15 protein-coding genes are annotated in these 20289 nt (G+C 42.0%); 7 read left to right on the top strand and 8 right to left on the bottom strand.

Features of this window, described 5'->3' with window-relative positions:
* Window positions 1–17: 17 nt before the first annotated feature.
* Both Q0890_RS00665 and ppsA read right to left on the bottom strand, forming a co-directional pair.
* Window positions 18–995 (bottom strand): RDD family protein, encoded by a 978-nt coding sequence (locus tag Q0890_RS00665; protein WP_299216180.1) that lies wholly within the window; start codon window positions 993–995, stop codon window positions 18–20.
* A 126-nt stretch (window positions 996–1121) separates the two neighbouring features.
* On the bottom strand, window positions 1122–3506 hold the full coding sequence (ppsA, locus tag Q0890_RS00660; RefSeq protein WP_299216177.1) for a phosphoenolpyruvate synthase: 2385 nt from the start codon (window positions 3504–3506) through the stop codon (window positions 1122–1124).
* Between the two features lie 641 nt (window positions 3507–4147).
* On the opposite strand from ppsA, the gene Q0890_RS00655 reads away from it, so the two are divergent.
* From Q0890_RS00655 to sthA, 3 genes are all read left to right on the top strand, one after another.
* Entirely contained in the window at window positions 4148–4981 is an 834-nt protein-coding gene (locus tag Q0890_RS00655) for a pyruvate, water dikinase regulatory protein (RefSeq protein WP_299217964.1), read from the top strand.
* Between the two features lie 94 nt (window positions 4982–5075).
* Entirely contained in the window at window positions 5076–5480 is a 405-nt protein-coding gene (locus tag Q0890_RS00650; RefSeq protein WP_299216174.1) for a DUF4377 domain-containing protein, read from the top strand.
* Between the two features lie 106 nt (window positions 5481–5586).
* On the top strand, window positions 5587–7236 hold the full coding sequence (gene sthA / locus Q0890_RS00645) for a Si-specific NAD(P)(+) transhydrogenase (protein ID WP_299216171.1): 1650 nt from the start codon (window positions 5587–5589) through the stop codon (window positions 7234–7236).
* A 142-nt stretch (window positions 7237–7378) separates the two neighbouring features.
* On the opposite strand, the gene Q0890_RS00640 is transcribed toward sthA, so the two are convergent.
* The 5 genes from Q0890_RS00640 to Q0890_RS00620 all read right to left on the bottom strand — a co-directional run bounded on the left by Q0890_RS00640 (window position 7379) and on the right by Q0890_RS00620 (window position 13832).
* Window positions 7379–8584, bottom strand: coding sequence for an ABC transporter permease (locus Q0890_RS00640; RefSeq protein ID WP_299216168.1), 1206 nt, complete (start codon window positions 8582–8584; stop codon window positions 7379–7381).
* The gene (locus Q0890_RS00635; RefSeq protein ID WP_299216165.1) at window positions 8584–9915 is read right to left on the bottom strand and encodes an ABC transporter permease; all 1332 of its coding nucleotides are present in this window, start codon (window positions 9913–9915) and stop codon (window positions 8584–8586) included. The genes Q0890_RS00640 and Q0890_RS00635 overlap by 1 nt, the downstream gene beginning before the upstream one ends.
* 3 nt (window positions 9916–9918) lie before the next feature.
* Window positions 9919–11073 carry an efflux RND transporter periplasmic adaptor subunit gene (locus tag Q0890_RS00630; RefSeq protein ID WP_299216162.1) on the bottom strand — a complete coding sequence of 385 codons (1155 nt, stop codon included), beginning with the start codon at window positions 11071–11073 and terminating at the stop codon, window positions 9919–9921.
* 42 nt (window positions 11074–11115) lie between these two features.
* Window positions 11116–11997: a YihY/virulence factor BrkB family protein gene (locus Q0890_RS00625; RefSeq protein ID WP_299216159.1), complete on the bottom strand. Its 882-nt coding sequence runs from the start codon at window positions 11995–11997 to the stop codon at window positions 11116–11118.
* A gap of 206 nt (window positions 11998–12203) precedes the next feature.
* Window positions 12204–13832 carry a TolC family protein gene (locus Q0890_RS00620; protein ID WP_299216156.1) on the bottom strand — a complete coding sequence of 543 codons (1629 nt, stop codon included), beginning with the start codon at window positions 13830–13832 and terminating at the stop codon, window positions 12204–12206.
* 414 nt (window positions 13833–14246) lie between these two features.
* On the opposite strand from Q0890_RS00620, the gene glpK reads away from it, so the two are divergent.
* From glpK to Q0890_RS00600, 4 genes are all read left to right on the top strand, one after another.
* Window positions 14247–15827: a glycerol kinase GlpK gene (gene glpK / locus Q0890_RS00615; protein WP_299216153.1), complete on the top strand. Its 1581-nt coding sequence runs from the start codon at window positions 14247–14249 to the stop codon at window positions 15825–15827.
* A gap of 574 nt (window positions 15828–16401) precedes the next feature.
* Window positions 16402–16872, top strand: coding sequence for a hypothetical protein (locus Q0890_RS00610; protein WP_299217962.1), 471 nt, complete (start codon window positions 16402–16404; stop codon window positions 16870–16872).
* Between the two features lie 330 nt (window positions 16873–17202).
* Window positions 17203–18231, top strand: a complete 1029-nt coding sequence (locus Q0890_RS00605) for an endonuclease/exonuclease/phosphatase family protein (protein ID WP_299216150.1) — start codon at window positions 17203–17205, stop codon at window positions 18229–18231.
* 220 nt (window positions 18232–18451) lie between these two features.
* On the top strand, window positions 18452–19144 hold the full coding sequence (locus Q0890_RS00600; protein WP_299216147.1) for a TetR/AcrR family transcriptional regulator: 693 nt from the start codon (window positions 18452–18454) through the stop codon (window positions 19142–19144).
* A gap of 144 nt (window positions 19145–19288) precedes the next feature.
* On the opposite strand, the gene Q0890_RS00595 is transcribed toward Q0890_RS00600, so the two are convergent.
* A complete protein-coding gene (locus Q0890_RS00595) occupies window positions 19289–20221 on the bottom strand; it encodes a hypothetical protein (protein WP_299216144.1) in 933 nt (310 codons plus the stop codon).
* Window positions 20222–20289 lie beyond the last annotated feature (68 nt).

Below are 20289 nucleotides of genomic sequence, written 5' to 3'. Positions count from 1 at the left end.
TAAGTGGCTAAATATATTTATTTCACTACAGGTTGCTTAGCCAATTGGCTACTATCAGCTTTGACTACCAAAGTTTTAGCAACCTTATCATGCCATCCTATATTTTCAGGGCTTTTAGATGCCATAAAGTAGTGAACAGCAATGACGACAAATCCTAAAAAACTCGTAAATGAAAATAATAGGTTGTAGATAATAAAGAGTAGTAAGGTTCGCATACCGATAAGCTTAAGAAAAGAGGGTATACGATGTGTGGTTTGATCGACAACACGAATGCCAGTGATAAGCTTACCAAGCGACTGTCCACGTAGTGTAATAAATACCAGTTGTAGCGCAAACAGTCCAAACACCATCACTTGTGACATCATTAAGGTAGAGCTAGGTAAGCTCTCCATGAGTGTCATTGAGTACTGGTATGCAGCGTCCATGTTTTGAATATCTTGAAACTTTGAATAGTCTATGTCCATTTTGGTTAATGCCAGTACCAGCGGAAAAATCGCTAATACATACAATAGGCCATTAAGCGCAGTGGCTAATACTCGTGACATGATAGGTGCCAAGACGACATTACCAATAACTTTATCTTTTTGAGACCCAGTCTTATTGACAGTCGACTTATTTAGTGACACGTTATTATGAGGCGTGTGATGACGGTTGGTCGTCATATCCGCTTTTGCGTTTTTGGCGGTATCTTTTGAGCGTTCAGGCTTACCATATAATTTATCTAGCGATACCGATTTACTACTTTGAGGGTTACTAGCGTTGTCTTCTGGAAAGACTGTCACATTGTTGACAATAGAGTCGTTAGAAGAAGAGATATCAGCAGGACGATAAGAATATTGGTTACCTGTTAAGTCACCAATACGTTGCCATTTATCTAAACCTTCATGCCATACCAAATCATCCAATACTACTTCACCAGATGTCAGCATAATATTTAACTGATCCAATGTATATGGACCTGCTTGTACGTTGTCTCGAGCAAGGAAAATCTGCATAGTTGCCTACATAATTAGTCATATCTTAAATCATTATATTAGGGTCTATTCGAAAAAATCAAATAGACCCTAATCAAAGTAACTTTAATGACTGTGTGAATTACTGCGGTGACTGAATACTGCAGTTTATTGTGCTTCTTCACCCGCTAAAAAGAACCAAGTATCAAGGACTGAATCAGGGTTTAGTGATACAGAGCTGATACCTTGCTCCATGAGCCAAAACGCAAGGTCTGGATGATCTGATGGACCTTGACCACAGATACCGATGTATTTATCCGCTTTACGGCAAGCTTCAATCGCCATAGACAATAGTTTCTTAACTGCAGGATCGCGCTCATCAAACAGATGAGAGACGATACCTGAATCTCGATCTAGACCAAGTGTTAACTGAGTCAAGTCGTTTGAACCGATTGAGAAGCCATCAAAGTGCTCTAGGAATTCTTCTGCTAGTAAGGCGTTGGTAGGTAGCTCACACATCATAATGACGCGTAGACCATTTTCGCCACGTTTTAAACCATTTTTCTCAAGCAACTCGATGACTTCGGCTGCTTCACCAACCGTACGTACGAAAGGAATCATAATCTCGACGTTGGTCAAACCCATCTCATCACGGACGCGTTTAAGTGCCTTACATTCAAGCTCAAAGCAGTCACGGAAGTTATCGGACACGTAACGGCTAGCACCGCGGAAGCCCAGCATTGGGTTTTCTTCCGATGGCTCGTATAATTTACCACCCAGTAAGTTGGCATACTCATTGGATTTAAAATCTGACATACGAACGATAACGGGTTGATCTACAAAGGCAACAGCGAGCGTTGAGATACCTTCGACCAATTTATCGACATAAAAATCAACAGGTGATGCATAGCCTGCAATACGCTCATTGATCGCTTGTGATATTTCACGTGGCAAGCTATTCATGTTGAGCAGTGCCTTTGGATGCACGCCAATCATACGGTTGATGATAAATTCAAGACGTGCAAGGCCGATACCTTCGTTTGGCATTTGGGTAAATGAGAAAGCACGGTCTGGGTTGCCCACGTTCATCATAACTTTGAATGCAAGTTCTGGCATAGATTCAATAGAGTTGGTCTGGATGTCAAAATCAATTTGACTCTCATAAATAAAGCCTGTGTCACCTTCAGCACAAGAGACAGTCACGTCTTGACCGTCGACCAGTAATTCAGTAGCGTTACCACAGCCAACGATGGCTGGGACACCAAGCTCACGCGCAATAATAGCAGCGTGACAGGTACGGCCGCCGCGGTTAGTGATAATAGCTGAAGCACGCTTCATGACTGGTTCCCAATCTGGGTCTGTCATGTCTGATACTAAAACGTCACCGTCTTGGACTTTGTCCATCTCGTTTAGATTGCTCACGATACGTACTTTACCAGCGCCAATACGTTGACCGATTGAGCGACCTTCACACAATACTTTAGCACCCGCTGTATCAATGACATAGCGCTCCATAACAGTGCTGTCTTGACGACTTTTTACCGTTTCAGGACGGGCCTGTACGATAAATATCTCATTAGTATCGCCATCTTTTGCCCACTCAATATCCATCGCTTGACCATAATGCTTTTCGATAGTCATTGCTTGTTTGGCAAGATCAGTCAGCTCTTCAGTAGATAACGAGAACTGCATACGTTCTTGCTTTTCGACATCGACTGTTTTGACAGATTTGGTTGTGCTACCTTCATCACCGTAAATCATTTTCTTGTGTTTGCTACCAAGATTACGGCGAATAATTGCAGGTTTACCATCAGTGAGTAGGCGTTTTGATAAATAGAACTCATCAGGGTTAACAGCACCTTGAACGACCATTTCACCCAAGCCATAGCTCGATGTGATAAACACTACTTGATCAAAACCACTTTCTGTATCTAACGTAAACATAACGCCAGCTGCGCCTGTTTCTGAGCGTACCATACGTTGTACAGCAGCAGAGAGGGCAACGCCTTCATGCTCAAAACCTTTGTGTACACGATAAGAGATAGCACGGTCGTTGTATAAAGAAGCAAATACCTCTTTAATAGCGAGTAGTACGTTATCGATACCACGAATGTTCAAGAAAGTCTCTTGCTGACCGGCAAATGACGCGTCTGGCAAATCTTCAGCAGTTGCAGAAGAGCGTACCGCCACAGCAATGTCTTTACCATCGCTCATCTCTTCAAATGATTGGCGAACCTCTTTTTCAAGATCTTCTGGCAATTCTTGTTCGATAATCCAATTACGGATTTTTTTACCTGTGGCAGTCAGCTTATTTACATCGTCTACATCGAGCGCTTTAAGTTCACTATTGATTTTATCAAGCAAACCTGTTTCAGTCAGAAAACGATTGAAAGCATTTGAAGTTGTCGCAAAACCGCCTGGGACGCTAACGCCCAGATCGGACAGATGACTGATCATCTCGCCAAGCGAGGCATTCTTACCACCGACCATATCAATGTCGTTTTTTCCTAACTGATCAAGATTGATCACAAGTGCTGTAGATTGCGCTGCCATGATAACTCCAGAAAATAAGGTTATTTAGTAAAGATTATAACGGTGAATTATACCGCTATATTTGGACAATTTCGAGGGGTTAGACCGAAAAACTTATGAAAAAGATACAAATTATAGAGTTTAGCAATAATTTGTGAGTAAATAATCGAACTATTGTCTCACTTATCCGAATATAAAGCAGCCAACTTAAGATAAATATTTTCGTAAATGATATGTATTTCTGTCATCTGCAACGTTTAATGCGCTCAAATCCACATAAAGGATTGTATTAAAAGCCTGTCATTTAGATTTTATAGTTGTGCTAACTTTGATTCCTATTAAGTGTCTATTATGAGTATAATGTAGGACATAAAGTAACAAGCGTATAAGACCCTAATGACAGCTGGTAAAGTCATTAGAGACACAACTATCAGCGTACTAAATAAAGTTACCTATTTATATACATGTGATTATCATTCATCATAATTACCATTCACCATATATATGCCATATAGCGATTCAGTTTTAAAAATTGACACACTAAATATCATGAGTCGATTAAAGCTTACTATTGAGGTTTACACTAAGGTTTTCAAGTTATGTATTCAAACAGTCTGTCTGAGCAAGATAAAACGACTATTCAAAACCGTCATGCTTTAGGTTTGGACAATTCACAGGCGATAAGAAGCGCGTTCTTTATCTCTGATGGTACCGCCATTACAGCCGAAACGTTGGGCCGTTCTATATTAAGTCAATTTGCCTCAGTGCCATTCGAAACTCGAGTATTGCCCTATGTCGATAGTATCGAACGTGCTGAAAACGCAGTTGAGCAAATCAACATTGCTTATCAACGCGATGGATTATTGCCATTAGTATTTGATACTATTGTCAGTCCAGAAATTCGCGAAAAGATTAATTCTGCTCATAGCTGTAATTTGGATATGTATGAAGGTTTGATCGGCCGTATCGCGGAAGAAACTGGTATAGAGCCAGATGCCCATTCTGGTCACGCTCACGATAACGTCGACTCTGAGACTTATAAAGAGCGTATCGATGCGGTACATTTTGCTTTGGATAATGATGATGGAGCACGTACGCGTCATTATAATATGGCAGATATCATATTAATTGGCGTATCACGTTCAGGTAAAACGCCAACCTCACTTTATTTGGCTTTACAGTTTGGTATTCGCGCTGCCAACTACCCACTGACTGAAGATGATCTATACGACAATCAGCTACCAAAAGCATTGCGCGAGCATAAAGACAAGCTGTTTGGTTTGTTGATTGATACGGATCGTCTAGTAAAAATCCGCCAAGAGCGCCGCGCAGGTAGTCGCTATTCTAGCTATCAGCAGTGTCAGCAAGAGCAGCGCGCTATACAAGGTATCTATACTTCACAAGGTATTCAAAGCCTTGATGTCTCAGAGATGTCTGTTGAAGAGATTGCCACTCGCATTTTGCAAATGACAGGCCTAAAACGTCGCATTGGTTAATCTGATACATGTGCTTATAGTCGACCATTATTATCACTATATACTACATTTTACATAAGTATCGCTATACATTTATCACCACATAGAGAGTGTTATGAGTCTATCCCATCAACCCAAAAGATCGCCCTTGTTCTTGTTAGGCCTGCTATGCAGTGTCACGTTGCTTAGTGCTTGTCAAACGTCACCTTTTGCGCGCAAGCCTGTACCCGAGCCGCGCTATATACCTACTATCGTCTTAGGTGACGCGCAAACGTTAACCATTATGCCAAACCGCGTGGCCTGTGCCTCAGCATTACCGATGCAGTGTCTGCTAGCCAAGTCCAATAAAGATGGTTCGGTATTTCAAATTCCCTATGATTGGATTGATGACTTTACGCCAAGTCTTGGTACAGAGTATGTGATTAGTGCGCGTCCGCAGGTTGATGAGGGGCGTCAGAGCCTAAATGGGCATTGGACATTGCAAAATATTTTGTCACAACGTATGGTGGGCACGCCATAATACTGGCTATTGACGCATGAATGTATTGATTCACGTATAGATGGCTTCATAACAGTATGAGTAGATTGACAGATAAGTCAGTAAATAAATAATTAAAGAGGTTATCATGGGAAGCAAACGCAAAGATGATGCAACTAACGATACTGGTCGTGATACACAGACTGAAGTATCAAACAAAGACAGCGGCGCTGCACCTGCTACATCTCCTGAGCAGACCAAAGAAAAGAATAAACAAGAACAAATCGAGCAAACCCACGAACAAGTCACAGAAGATGTTATGCATCATCCCGATTTGGTCAATCCGTTAGATGATACGCGTATCGATATCAAATCAGGCTTTACTAAAGATTCGCAGCGTATAAAAAGCGATCAGCATAATTTTGAATACGATGCAGTTGTGCTAGGCGCAGGTCCTGCTGGCGAGGCTGCAGCGATGAAGCTGGCTAAGTCTGGTAAAAAGGTAGCGGTCATTGATCCACGCGATCAGGTTGGTGGTAACTCTACTCACGTCGGTACGATTCCTAGTAAAGCGCTGCGTCAATCCGTATTTAATTTGATCAATTTTCGCCGTGATCCTATGTTTACCAAAGCGCTTGAATATGAGCAAGTGCCACTAAACAAGGTACTGGCCAATGCTCGTCGCGTGATACGTAGCCAAGTGAGTACTCATACGCGCTTTTATGAGCGTAACCGTATTGAAGTCATTCATGGCTGGGCAAGTTTTGTAGATGCCAATACCTTGCGTGTTGAAACTGACGAAAATATCTTTGAAACCTTTACTTTTAATAAGGCGATTATCACGGTTGGCAGCAGACCTTATCGTCCTGACATTTTAGATTTTGATCATCCGCGCGTTTTTGATTCTGATAAAATTTTGCAAATGGATTATGTGGTCAAAAAAATCATCATTTATGGTGCAGGTGTCATCGGCTGTGAATATGCTTCCATCTTCACCGGTCTTGGCTACAAAGTTGACTTAATCAATAACCAAAATCAGCTACTAAGCTACCTTGATAGTGAAATTAGTGATGCCATTGCGCATGACTTTAGACAGTTCGGTGTCCTTATTCGTAGTAATGAAGAGATTGACCATCTTGAGACTCACGATGATTGTGTGATTTTGCATCTCAAAAGTGGTAAAAAAATCAAGTCTGATGCGATTTTATGGTCAAATGGGCGCTCAGGTAATACTGAGGGCTTAAATTTAGAAGCCATAGGTTTAGAGGCTAATAGCCGTGGACAGCTCAAAGTAGATGATACTTACTGTACAGGGGTTAAAAACATTTATGCAGCTGGAGACGTTATAGGCTGGCCATCTCTTGCTTCTGCAGCTTATGACCAAGGACGCTGCGCTGCTGCCTTTATGGTCGGTGATAGAGATGCCGAGCCAGTATCAAGTGTGCCGACTGGTATATATACCATTCCTGAAATCTCGAGTATCGGTAAAACTGAGCAAGAGCTGACAGACGAAAAGGTTCCTTATGAAGTGGGTCAGGCATTTTTTAAACATTTGGCACGTGCGCAGATTATCGGCGAGCGCTCTGGCGTATTAAAGATATTGTTTCATCGTGAGACGCTTGAAATCTTGGGTATCCATTGCTACGGCAATCATGCGTCAGAGATTATCCATATCGGACAGGCTGTGATGAAGTGCAACAATACCCTTGAGTATTTCGTCAATACGACGTTTAACTATCCAACGATGGCAGAAGCTTATCGGGTAGCGGCGTTAAATGGTCTTAATCGAGTGTTCTAAGTTTTTTTAACGAACTTAATTGCTATTATAAAAAAGGCGCCTGTTATTTAATTAACAGGCGCCTTTTTTTGATTAGGTTTTTCTTAAGTCAATGTTTTATAAGTCGTTTTTATAAGTCAGCTTTTTAATTAAACATTTTCAACTAAGTGCTTTTCAAAGATGGCTGTTTTGATTGTGTGCGCTTACGCATAAATAGAAGCAAGATAAAGTAGAACAGCCATAAACCAAACAAGGCATAAAACCCTATGGCGACTTGCGAGAGGCTGGCGCCCATCTGATTAAGCTGTACTGAAGTATTGATCGCAGGGGTAGTAGGTATTAGCCAACGTAAAATTTGTAGTATTTCTGGCAACTGATTAGCAGGCCAAGGATAACCACTCATAAAAAACATCGGCAGTGAGCTGAAAATCAAGATTTGCATACTGCGTTCACGTAAGCGAAACCATAAGCCAAACACACAACCAAGCGTCGCTACTGTCGGACAAAAAATCATCAGAAATAGCAAACTACCAAGCATGTTTTGTCCGCGCGGATAATGATGCAGCTCAAAGGTCCAGCCATAATAAAAGCAGCCAACTGTAAAGCTAAGTATGCTTATGGCCGCAATCCGGCCGAGCCAGCCGCGAATACTGGTACTATGACGACGCTGCTCGTACCAAGTACTAATCAGCATTGCCGTGGCTATCAATAAAGTCTGTTGTAAAATAATAATAGACACTGCTGGTACCACATAAGCACCATAACCCTCAGTTTGATTATACAAAGGCATAATCTGTAATGGTACAGCTTGAGTATTTTGTACAGCAGTAGGCGCATAAGCCCCTTGAGCGACGTTTTTTTTGACTTCAACTCCCGCTGATACCGTACTGACCGCTTGTAAGAACCCCATCTGCACGTTTTTATTTAATAAAAAATAACCACCATTACCGAGTACACTGACGCTGGCGGCTTTGCCTGATAACACTTGCTGCTCAAGTCCGCTTGGGATAATCATGTAGCCTGCAATCTGGTCTGTCCAAATGGCTTCTTTGGCTGCTTGCTCATTAAGGAAGCGTTTGGTGTTTAGTTGCGGACTGGCACTACTATAACGCATAATGGTACGCGATAAGTCGCTGTTATCGTAATCGACAATACCGACTGGAACATGATTGACTACCTCAGATGAATAGGGCCATGGATAAAAAAAACCATAAATAATAGGTGCTATAACCAACATTAAGAGCACGCCTTTATCGGTAAACACGTCTTTAAACGTTTGGGTAAAGTTTGCCCAAAATGACTGTGGTACTGATGATTTCCTTAAGAGGATTGGTGTTTTTACAACCTTGGTTTTAGATGGCTTTGACATTAGCGGGCTCCCCAGCGCTCAGGATGCGACAAGGCACGTTTGGTCAATAGAACCATCAATATCAGCGCAATGATGGTTGCTAAAAGTAGGCCATAGACGATGGGCAGTGATGCCGCAACCGGAGCTTGCATCTGTAACTGTGCAATATGCAGCTTAAGATAATGCGTCAATGGTAGTGCATCCGCCCAATATTTGGCGCTGTCGGTAATGGCGATATAAGGATAGGTCACGCCTGCGAACGCATAGGAAGGTACGGAGATGAACCCCGTCGCAGATAATCCCATACGTAATGAAAACGAGCCGAGCGTAAACACGGCACCAAGCCAAAACGACAGCATCATTAATAATACTAGACTGATATAAGTGACTATCAAGGACTCTATGGCTACACCTTGTTGCGGTGTGGCAAGCCATAATGCCAATGCAGACCAGATGCTATAAGCCAGTATGGGCCAAAAATACTTACCTAATAATCCTGCAAATAATACAGCTAAGCTTGATTTTCTGACGTCAGCTATAGGTTTGGTAGGTTTAATATTTGGTACACTACTTAGCTCGTGTTGAGCATCTGTCGCAGATTTACTGTGTTCGTTATATTGGTTGCTATCGCTGGTTGACTTTAAATCAGGTAAATCAGGCGTACCTGTATCAATAAAGCGAGACCAATGTCCAAGCTGCTTATCGCGCAGCTCGCGGCCAATTGTCGTTGCGCCAATCACCATTGCTAAAATATGTAATAGTGCAGGAATCACCGTCGATGCCAAAAACTGCTGATAATTATTGATGGTATTAAATAGACTGGTACGCTGGATGGCGATAGGCGAGTAGTTGATTGCTGCCTGTGAAGATGCCATCCCTTGCTTGACCATACGTTGTATCTCAATGCCTGCTGATAAAGTACCGATGACTGCTTGTACACTGGTCTGAATGATGCCTGAATGCGTACCATACTGAGCATTCACTTGCAGAATGACTGGTGCTGGTTTACTAGATGAGATATTGCTTGAAAAGTTCTCAGGTATGACGACGACCGCATAAACGTCACGTTGCAATATAGCCGCTTCGACATCGGCTGACGAGTGGTACTGTTGATAGATGCTTAGCTCAGGACTGGCTTCTAAATAGCGCACCAGCGTATTGGCAATAGGGCCGTTATCTTGATCGACCACACCAATAGGCAAATCTGTGATTTGAGTCTGTGAAAATATCCACCAAACCAGCAATACCGTCGCTAATGGTATCCAGACTACCATTGCCAAATCCCATGGGTTTTTGGCTAAAAACCGCCGCTCGTACGCAGCACTACGTATGAATGCTTTTGACAGACGCATGCTTTACTCTTGAGCCTGAATAACAGCGGCCGGGTCAATCTGTACAATAACACTCATACCAGAGCGAATCCGGCTGTCTGGGTTTGAAGGTCTGGCCTTGATTTCAAAAGTGCGTACATCAAAGCCGTCATTATTGTTGGTTGGTCGCCAAGTAGCGAAATCAGACAGGGTTGAAGTCGCATAAACTGTAAATTCTTTATTATAGGGCTTATCTGTAGAGGACAGCGCTGGGATAGTACCCGTAAAATGCTGTCCAACGGCGAATTGGTTTAAATAATTTTCGGTGACGTTTAACACAACCCATTGATCGTCCGTATTGACTAAGGTCAGTATTGGTACGCCTTGACCGATCACTTCCCCTGCGCTGACGATGACATCATCCACAATACCATTAATGGGGCTTTTGAGGTTGGCTTCTTGTTTTGCCACTAGTGCTTCATCTAGCTTGGCATCGACTTGCGCGACTTGTGCAGTGGCAGCAGACTTATCTTCGCTACGTGCGCCTTCTAATGCTAGATCATACTGCAAACGCGCCGCTTCAGTTTGGTCTTGCGTAGCCAGATACTGCGCATAGGCTTCATCACGCTTCTGCCTTGCCATAAGTCCTTCTTCATAAAGGCGATCGACACGTTGGTAGGTGTTTTGTGCCAAATCAGAAGCCGCTTTGTTGGCCTGCCAAGCGGCTTTTGCTTGCGCGATCTCTTGCGGGCGCGCACCATTTTCTGCTTTATCTAATTGGCTTTGTGCCATATCTTTACCGGCACGAGCTTGAGCAATCTTTGCGTTGATTTCAGGTGAGTCCATCTCAATCAGTTGCTGACCGACTTCAACCTTATCGCCTTCTGTGACTAAAATCTGTGCGATACGCCCGGGTACTTTCGCTGCGATGGACGTTTGCTGCATTTGCATCTGTCCCTGAAAAGTCACCGTATTGGGCGCGCTATGCTCATTACTTATTATCAGACCATAGCCGATGAAGCCCAGTACAATAATAACAATAAACGCGATGATGATTTTTTTTAAGGTTTTATTGGCGTTACTTTGTTTATGATACTCAGGAACAGTAGTGGTATCCTGCGAGGTTTGCGTATCGATTTTGGCATTATTTACATCATTAGCGTTATTTAAATTATCAGGGGCATTATAAGGGTCGGGCATGACAATAAGCGTCCTAAAGTAGTACGATTAAAAAAAAGCGCGTTATGAGTACACACGAATTGCGTCGGAGGCACGGCGTGTGGTCATCTCATAGTTAAACATCGCCCCAAGCGCGATAATAAAGGCGGAATAATACAGCCACAGCATAATCACTACGGCGGCTGAGAGTGCCCCAAACGTAGCGCTATAGTTGTTAAAGTTTTGTACGTAAATGGAAAAAATTCCGGACAACAAAATCCATAATACGGTGGCTAACGCCGCTCCGGGAATCAATCTTTTGATAGGAACAGCGCCGCGATTGGGCGCAAAACGATACAATCCCAAAAAGCTTAAAAAGATAATAATGGCAAGTATCGGCCAGCGGCTCCAAAGCACAATGGTCTCAAACGGTTGCCCGAAAGAAAAAAACTGTGCCAATAAAGGAATGGCGGCGATCGTTGATAGTGCTACGATAAACAAGATAAGCGCGGCAACGGTTAATAAAATGGCTCTGATAATACTGACAATAAAACTGCGCCGCTCGGTGATATGAAACGCCAAATTAATCAAAATCACCAAGTTTTTGATACCGCGTGAGCCTGAATATAAAGCTAAAACTGTCGAAAACAATAGCCCGAAAGACAAGCGAGTAGTGGTGTTCTGCGTCAAGCTGTCTAAACGCTCATAAATGAGGTCATAAACAGAAGGCGGTATAAACGGCTCTAACATGGCAATTTGCGCTTGCATCTCAGCGGGTGAAAAAACCAGATTATAGATGAGTACAAACACCGCCATAATCGGAAAAATGGACAAAAACCCAAAAAATCCCACACTAGCGCAGTGCGCCCAAACGTTTGGCGTGTTGGCAGCACTCCATGTCTGCATTAGCAATTGCCGCCATTTTTGAGTGGGAGATATTGTTGTAGGTGTCGTCGCGTTTTTCATAGTGTGTCCGTATCTTTGTTATTGTTTATCAAATTTAAAGCGAAGATATTCAAGTATTTACTATTAATAAGGTATTACTATCAAGGTTTTGTCATCTAAACCCTCTAAAGTCCAAGCAATTTAAACAGACCTTTTAAATAGGACATCCTTAACAATAGGGTAAGGTAAAACGAGCCGATTACGCACGCTTTTTTGTGTTTTTATGGTTATTGTTGATATAGCGTAGGCAAGCGAATGTCAGCAGCGTTTAGATAAGCATTAAAGGCGAGTGGCGTACCGCAGCTTTGCATGAGAGCTGCAAGCCCTTGTACGTAGTCGTTTGCAGCCTGCGCTTGTTCGGTGCGGGCTTTGAGAGCTTGCGTTTGTGCTTGTACGACTTCGATAGTAGTATTCACACCTTCTTGCAGACCAAGGCGACGCAAGCGTAATACCTCTGCGGCTAAGTCGACATTGCTTTGTAATGCTTGATAGCGCGATTGAGCATTGTTCACATCGTTCCAGTTTTTTTCGACTAGCAACAATAGGTTGTCACTGACTTCAATTTCGGACAAATTTGCTTGCCGTATCTTAGCATCATTGGATGCTAGCGACGCTGCTTTATCGAGTCCGCCCCACAGCTTCCAACTGGCTGACACACCTGCAATCCAGCTAGGATCTCTTTCAACCTGTCCATAGCCATACAGCATCACAGTTGGTTTATAACCTGTATCAGATAACTTACGTAGTTGCTCGGCTTGCATGCGCTTTGCAGCGACTTTTTGTAAACCTGGATGATGATTTAGTGCCAAGTTCTGAAAGTAACTGACATCTGGTAAAGAGCGGCTGGATACAAATAGCGGGGTGGTTGGTTTGATACGGTAGTCTGTTCGCAACAGACGTTGTAAGGCTATCATCGCCAGACGTGCGTCATTATTGGCATTCATTGATTCACTTTTTGCATCTGCCAATGCTGATTGCGCCTCCAATCTATCAACACGTGAGATAAAACCTTCTTCATATAAGCGCTTAGCCATATGGTCGGTCTGTTGCAGCGTGTCATAAGCGTCTTCACGCAAGTAAGCGGCAATAATCGCCAGTTGCGCCTTGAAGTAACGCTCAATCAACGTGTTATGAAGCGCATTTTTATCAAGTACGCTGTCTGCCACTGCCTCTTGAGTGCGCGCATCTGATGCACCAGTGAGTGCTGAAGTGCGTCCAGCAGTATAAACAGGCCAAGCAAAACCAAGACCTGCCCCTGCTGTAGAGCCTGAGCGCTTAAAGTCGTAGGAGTCAGGGATACGATCACCAATCATCTCACCAAAGTTTGGCAAATCTGGTACAGGTGGCATCGGAGGAATAACGTCACCAGTATTAGCACCAGCATTATTTACACCGTTGATCACGCCGTTTTTGAGCGTTGATAAGTCAATATCTTCTTGTACATTGTAAGCATTGGCCGATAGCTGCGCGAATACAAAAGGATTGTCTATTGTTTTAAGAGCATCGGTTTGATATTCATTGGCTACAATGGCAGCTTGATTGGCAGCAAGTTTGGGTGAAACTTGTAATAAGATTTCTTGTGCTTGCTCAAGACTTAAAAAGCTAGCTACATCTAATGGATAGCTGTTAGCGACTTTTTTATGAGTAATAGGGTCAACGAGAGTGTCTAAAGTAGAGCTATTTGATGGCTGTAATAAAACCGAGTGAACTGGTTTAGGATAAGTTTTATCTATTGAAACAAGTTTTTGGCCATCATCTATACTTACAGTATGGTCGTTCGCTGTGCTATGAGTTGATACTCCTACTAGCATAATAGTTGCAATCGTACATGGCAAAGATAAGATGGCAGATTTCATGAAATATAAACCGTCAATCAAGAAGCAAATGGTCGTCGTATAATAAGGTATTGTGATACAGAATACTTAAGTAAAAAACAATTAAACCCACTGTCACCTATAGTAGAAGCTTTAATACAGGTAGCAAAGCGTATACTGTAGAGATACAACTGTAACAGGTCAATGCTTATTACTTACTTAATGTTCATTCAGTGTTGAGATTTTATATAATATGCATCAAGAGATGGGGGCATTATAATACTATACCGCTATAAATTTTGTAGAATGATGGTGTATGCTTTATTTTAGGGACTATCAGAAAAACAGATAATTATAAAAACAGACAGTTATATAACTGGCTTTAATACGACTGGTCTTAAAAACACCAAGTAAGTAGAGCCAAAGATATTGTTTGATAAGGCTGAGGAGTAAAAAATGGCAGGATATATAGTGGCATTGGATCAAGGAACAACATCGAGCCGCGCGATTTTGTATGATGATCGTGCGCGTCCTATCGAGATTGCCCAGCAGCCCACTACATTACACACGCCAAAAGCTGGCTATGTAGAGCAAGATGCGCGGCAAATCTGGCAAACTCAAATTAGCTGTGCGCACGATGTCATTAATCAAGCGGGGTTACTGGCAACTGATGTCACTAGTATTGCTATTACCAACCAGCGTGAATCTATCGTCGTTTGGGACAAACAAACAGGTACACCGCTAGCGCCAGCGATTATTTGGCAAGATAGGCGTACGACAAGCTACTGTAAAAACTTGGCCAGAGATAGTGTTGATGATGTAGCGATGCACATTCAACAGGTTACAGGCCTGCGCTTAGATGCCTACTTTAGTGCCAGTAAGATTGCTTGGCTGCTTGAACATAATCCTAAGATTAAAGCGCGCGCAGCCAGCGGTCAGTTAGCGGTAGGTACCATCGACAGCTGGCTAATTTATCAGCTGACTGGTGGCGAGCATGTTATCGATATCACCAATGCGTCACGCACACTATTATATGATATTCATAAGCTGGCATGGTCAGAAGATCTGTGCGCGCGCTTTGATATTCCAATGAATATATTACCGAAAGTACTGCCATCAGATGGTGAGTTTGGCAAGACCAAAAAAGGCTTGTTTGCCAAACAAATTCCTATTCATGCCGTGCTAGGAGATCAGCAAGCAGCGTTATTCGGACAAGGTTGTCTTAAGCCTGGCATGGCCAAAAATACTTACGGTACTGGGTGTTTTATGCTGATGAATATTGGTCAGATACCCAAGCTTAGTGAGCACCAACTACTGACTACGATAGCTTGGCAGCGCAAAGCTCCTATTAATCGTGTAGATAACCTATCTATCAGTGACATTGTGCAGTCTGGTAAACGTATGATACAAGCACCCGCTTCTTTTTTTGGTCGCGAAGTTACTTACGCGCTAGAAGGTAGCGTCTTTATGGCAGGCGCTATCGTCCAGTGGCTACGTGATAATCTTGGCATGATCAAACAAAGCTGCGATGTTGAAGATTTAGCGCGGCAGGTAGACAGCAGCGAAGATGTCGTATTGCTTCCAGCCTTCACTGGGCTTGGCACCCCTTATTGGCGCTCGGATATACATGCTAGCATTAGCGGTATGAGCCGCGGTACTACTAAAGCACATATCGCTCGTGCCGCACTCGAAGCAATTGCCTTTCAAACTTATGATGTGCTGATTGCTATGCAAAAAGACAGTCCGCATCCATTAACGGAGCTAAGAGTCGATGGTGGTGCGGCAAACAATGATTTACTCATGCAGTTTCAAGCAGATTTACTCAATGTCCCTGTTTTACGACCTAAAGACACTGAAATTACCGCTAAAGGAGCAGCATTATTGGCTGGTCTAAAGAATGGTTTATATGATGATCAAACAATTAAGGAGTCGTGGCAAGTCGACCAGATTTTTGAGCCTCAAATGCCTTCTGATAGACGAGCGCAGCACATTGATAAATGGCAACAAGTGATTGCTAAAGCGCTAATGGAGGTTTGAGAAATATACAAATATAAGATGCCTCTATTTAACATTCTTAATATAAGGTTTATATGGCTGACTGACAACTATACATCCTGTAACCTAAGGTCATCATGACATCGACATATTTTACATAAACGTTCTATCGATAAGTGTTGATGATTTTTATACTTTAATTGTGGTTAATCAAGAATAGTAGCCAATTAGAAGTTTGGCTTATCAATTTAAATTTATAAATAATAATCAATTTAAGGATAAAATTATGAGTAATAAAAATATAGATCGTAGCGACCGTGTGATTTTAGAAGATGAACACACAAACGATGACCAAAATAGTAAAACTTTTGCTGGTGACCCATTAGTTAGTACCGATGGTTATATTATAGAAGATCCTAACTCACATCCTTCTACTCATATTAGTGACCAGTTAGTTAGTACAGATGGGCATATTGTCACTGATGATGATTTAGGAATCTCCGATAAAGAGCGTATCATTGCTGACAATGCTCGTAGAACAGCCGATCCTGAAGTGGTCGACAGAAAAGTAGTTACTAATGATCGAGACAACATTGATCGGACTGAAGTAAAAAATATGTCTAAAGAGACAAAGAAAGATCTTAATGCAGATCCTATTACTGGCAAGCCAGGATCTCATCCGGTAGGTACAGGTGTCGGTGGTGTTGGTGGCGCGGCTGCAGGAGCAGCAATTGGTACGATGGCAGGACCACTCGGTACCTTAATCGGCGGTGCTATCGGTGCGGTTGTTGGTGGCGGCGCAGGACATGCAGCAGCAGAAGCGATAGATCCAACTCGCGAAGAAGCTTACTGGCGTGCAGAACATGCCAATACTAGTTATTATCAGCAAGGCCATGATTTTGAACGTGACTTACACCCAGCTTATGCGGTAGGTTATGCCAACAGAGCACGTTATCCTGCTGATGCACGTTTTGAAGATCATGAGCATGACCTAAGACGTTCTTGGGAAGAGGTGAAAGGTGATTCACGTTTGGCATGGGATGATGCCCGCCTTGCATCACGTGATGCATGGAACCGTGTTAGCTAGTAATTACTGTTAGTAAATTACATGTCGTTTAACAGCGTAGGTTTACATATCGCTTAAGTTGTATACAGTATTACTACTTAAGAGTAAAGGGTGGTAATGATTGTGTATAAAATATTGCTGATTTGTGAGTCACAAGGGAACAAATGTATATGCAGTATAACGAATATACCCAACTAATGTAATTTGTGCTATGTTGAAGCTTCCAAAGGCAACTTTGGAGGCTTTTTGTTTGCTTTTATTTAGTATCAATAAATATTGAGCAACAATGGATCGAAACACAATAATTAAAACAGTCATTTAAAGCCATATAAAAATAAAAATAGGTAATTTATGGATCGTCATACAGGTAAAAATGAACAAAGGCAATTTTATATAGCGACTGCTAACTTACTCAATTTTGCCAATCCAAATCGAATTTATTATGAGAATGCGCCAGCTTACAATCAGAAGACCTATCAAGATAAATTGCAAGGAATAACTGAATTACTCACCAAAGCTCATGCAGATATTATCGCAGTACAAGAAGTATGGGACAGTGAGGCGTTGGAAGCGTTGGCAGTATCACTGGGATTTAAAGCAGAACATGCGATTATTCCACTTGCTAGTAACGATAGCTCTAGTAAACATACCTACGGTCAAGGCGCACAAAAGACCCCAGCTGTTGGTTTTATTAGCCGTTTTGCTCAGTTAGAGAGCACACTATTGACAGATATAGTGTCCGAAGCTGTCATTGATATTCCTGATGTTGGAGCTTATCGTCAATTCAATCGCCCACCACTGTTATTACGGGTCGATGTGCATGGTCAGCCAATGACAATCATCACAGCCCACCTTAAAAGTAAACGTGCATACTTTTTAAGAGATGAGTCTGGTGATTTGTTAGAAGATATGGATGATCCTAATATTCGTGTGCGCGCTAAGTTACGCAGTTTATGTATGCGAGCGGCAGAAGCTGCATCGATACGTATGTCTATTATTCAGCGATTGCAGCATACCCGTGAACCGTTGATATTATTAGGTGATATGAACGATGTCACTGGTAGTGTGACTACGCAATTAATGTCTGAGACAGGAGAGGTGAACTATGACAGAAGTATGCGTGACACAGCCTTGTTCGATGCGGCGCGTATTCAGGCTCGTTATGGTTGGATGAAAGACGTGGCATATACACATATTCATCAAGGCATGCCAGAAGTTATTGACCAATTATTTGTTTCAGAAGAGTTTTTGCCTGACAGTAAGTTTTCGCTAGGCCATGTAGAACGTGTAGATTATTTTAATGATCACTTAAAGTGGGATTACGATGATAGAGTCACTGACCATGGTATCGTTCGAGCAAAGATAAGACTTTACGATTAACCGTACAACATAACGAGTCAAATTATCAATAGGTACATTATCATCTAATCTATTCACGCCCCTTGTTTGATAATGTGCAAGTGTTTATGATGCTCCCTCATCGAATTTAGTAGCAACAATACTTACTATTAAATTGACATTAGTATGCCGGTTTAATGTTAGTGTTATTCGATGAAGATCATATCTATAAATAATAGGGCGTAATAACAAGAGGTTCATAATGAGTGATCATAAAGACGACAAAATAGAAGACATATTGGTCGATTCAGAATTGGCTAAGAAGTTGGTACCAAACAAGTTCAAGTTTACAAGCCAGCAAGGTCGAGTACGCCGTCAAAAACTGCTGATGGGTGCAAAAAAACTGAGTGAGACTCGCTCTATTAATGATATTAGCTTGGCTGACGTGTGTGAAGAAGCGGGTATTCCGCGAGCCTCTGCTTATCATTTTTTTCCAAACATCGAAGCGATATTTTTAGCATTACGCTTTTTGAATGCAATCGAGATTTTAGAAATACTAACTACGGTTGAGACCGTAGATTATGATAGATGGCAGGGTTATCTAACGGCTCTTATCCAGCGCTGTGTAAGTATCTTTCATGATGACCAGACCAAAGCCAAACTGATCTATGATACCAATACACCAGATTTTGAAGGTGATGGTTTTGGTGAAGACATGGATCATCAAATTGTTGAGCTAGTATATAAGCGTCTATCAGAACGCTATGAGATGCCAAAGTTTGAAGACATACAAGATATACTATTAGTAACTTACAGTATTATCAATGGTGTATTTACTTTGTCTTATCGTCGTCATGAACGAATCACAGATAACTATCTACAAGAAGCTACCACAGCGTCTATTGCTTATCTACGTTGCTATTTACCAGAGAAGCTTCCTCGTAAAAACCGTTAAGACTCGGTTGTACACATTTGAGTTTTGTTTCATCATAGGTAATACCGTTTACTATGATTAAATAACGAAACAATTGATATTGATATTGAAAAGCCGACATAATGTCGGCTTTTTTTGTTTTACAGATCACTATAGAGCCATAACTTAGTTGATGAGATGTTTTATGGTGTTATGACCAATACTATATTTGGCAGTTGGCATGGTCATGTTTAGCGTTATAGACTGAGTTAAAGACGAATTTTTAACGTCATTAATGTTTGATGTATGGGAGGTCAAAGACAATGATTGACCACGACAAATATCATCTTGCGGATCTAATGGTACGTATTGCTTATAGTAATCGACGATTGAGTTTTCAAGTGCCACGTTGGTCTTTGAATCATGAGCATTAACGTAGGCTTCACGTGCCTGCTCTAACCAACGCTCAGCCATCCGAAAATGCGTACCAGACTCACGTCTACCATGAGCACATTGATCAGCTGCTGCCCAAATGAGAGCGACTTCACTAAATGCTAACTCACGTGGAGCAATGATTTTGTTATCACTGTTTGTTGAAGCGCTACCTTTCAAGGCACTTATTACTGCCCACAGATCAGGCCTCATCAAGGCAGATGTCGATGGAATATCAGTTGTTAAACGTAGCTCCTCATCGGCATTACTTTGTAGCTTTTGTAAAATAGTAGCGGCAGCTTCTAAGGCTTGTCTGCCAGCAGATGAGTGACTTTTTATACGGTTCTCATAAGAAGCATAGTTTAGCCAAGCTTGGGCTTTATAAGCAAAGTATTGCTGGCGTACGGTTAGAGGGTTTTGTTGGTATGAAGCAAGCTTGGTCAGCATACAATCAATAGTTTGCGGCTCAGACAGCTGATACTGTAAGCGAGCATTTGGTTTTACTTTATTATCATAGCAATAGTTAATTGTACTGGGGTTGTCTTTAGCTGGGTTCTTGTTGTGACGATTACTATCTGCAGCCTCTGCCAAAGGCAAAAATGCTATCAGCGTCATTGCAGATAGTGCAGTACGTTTGCAAAGCTTGTAGACAGATACTATCGTCGTCAAGTTTGAAGTATTTAACATAGTGCAAGCCTTGTTGTATATCGACTCATGTATGAGCCAACTTATAATTTTTACAAAATATCGTTATA

The organism is uncultured Psychrobacter sp. (assembly GCF_947488565.1).
GTDB classification, from domain to species: Bacteria; Pseudomonadota; Gammaproteobacteria; order Pseudomonadales; family Moraxellaceae; genus Psychrobacter; species Psychrobacter saeujeotis.
The sequence above is the reverse complement of the archived record's forward strand: the minus strand, read 5'-3'. Positions and strand labels throughout refer to the sequence as shown.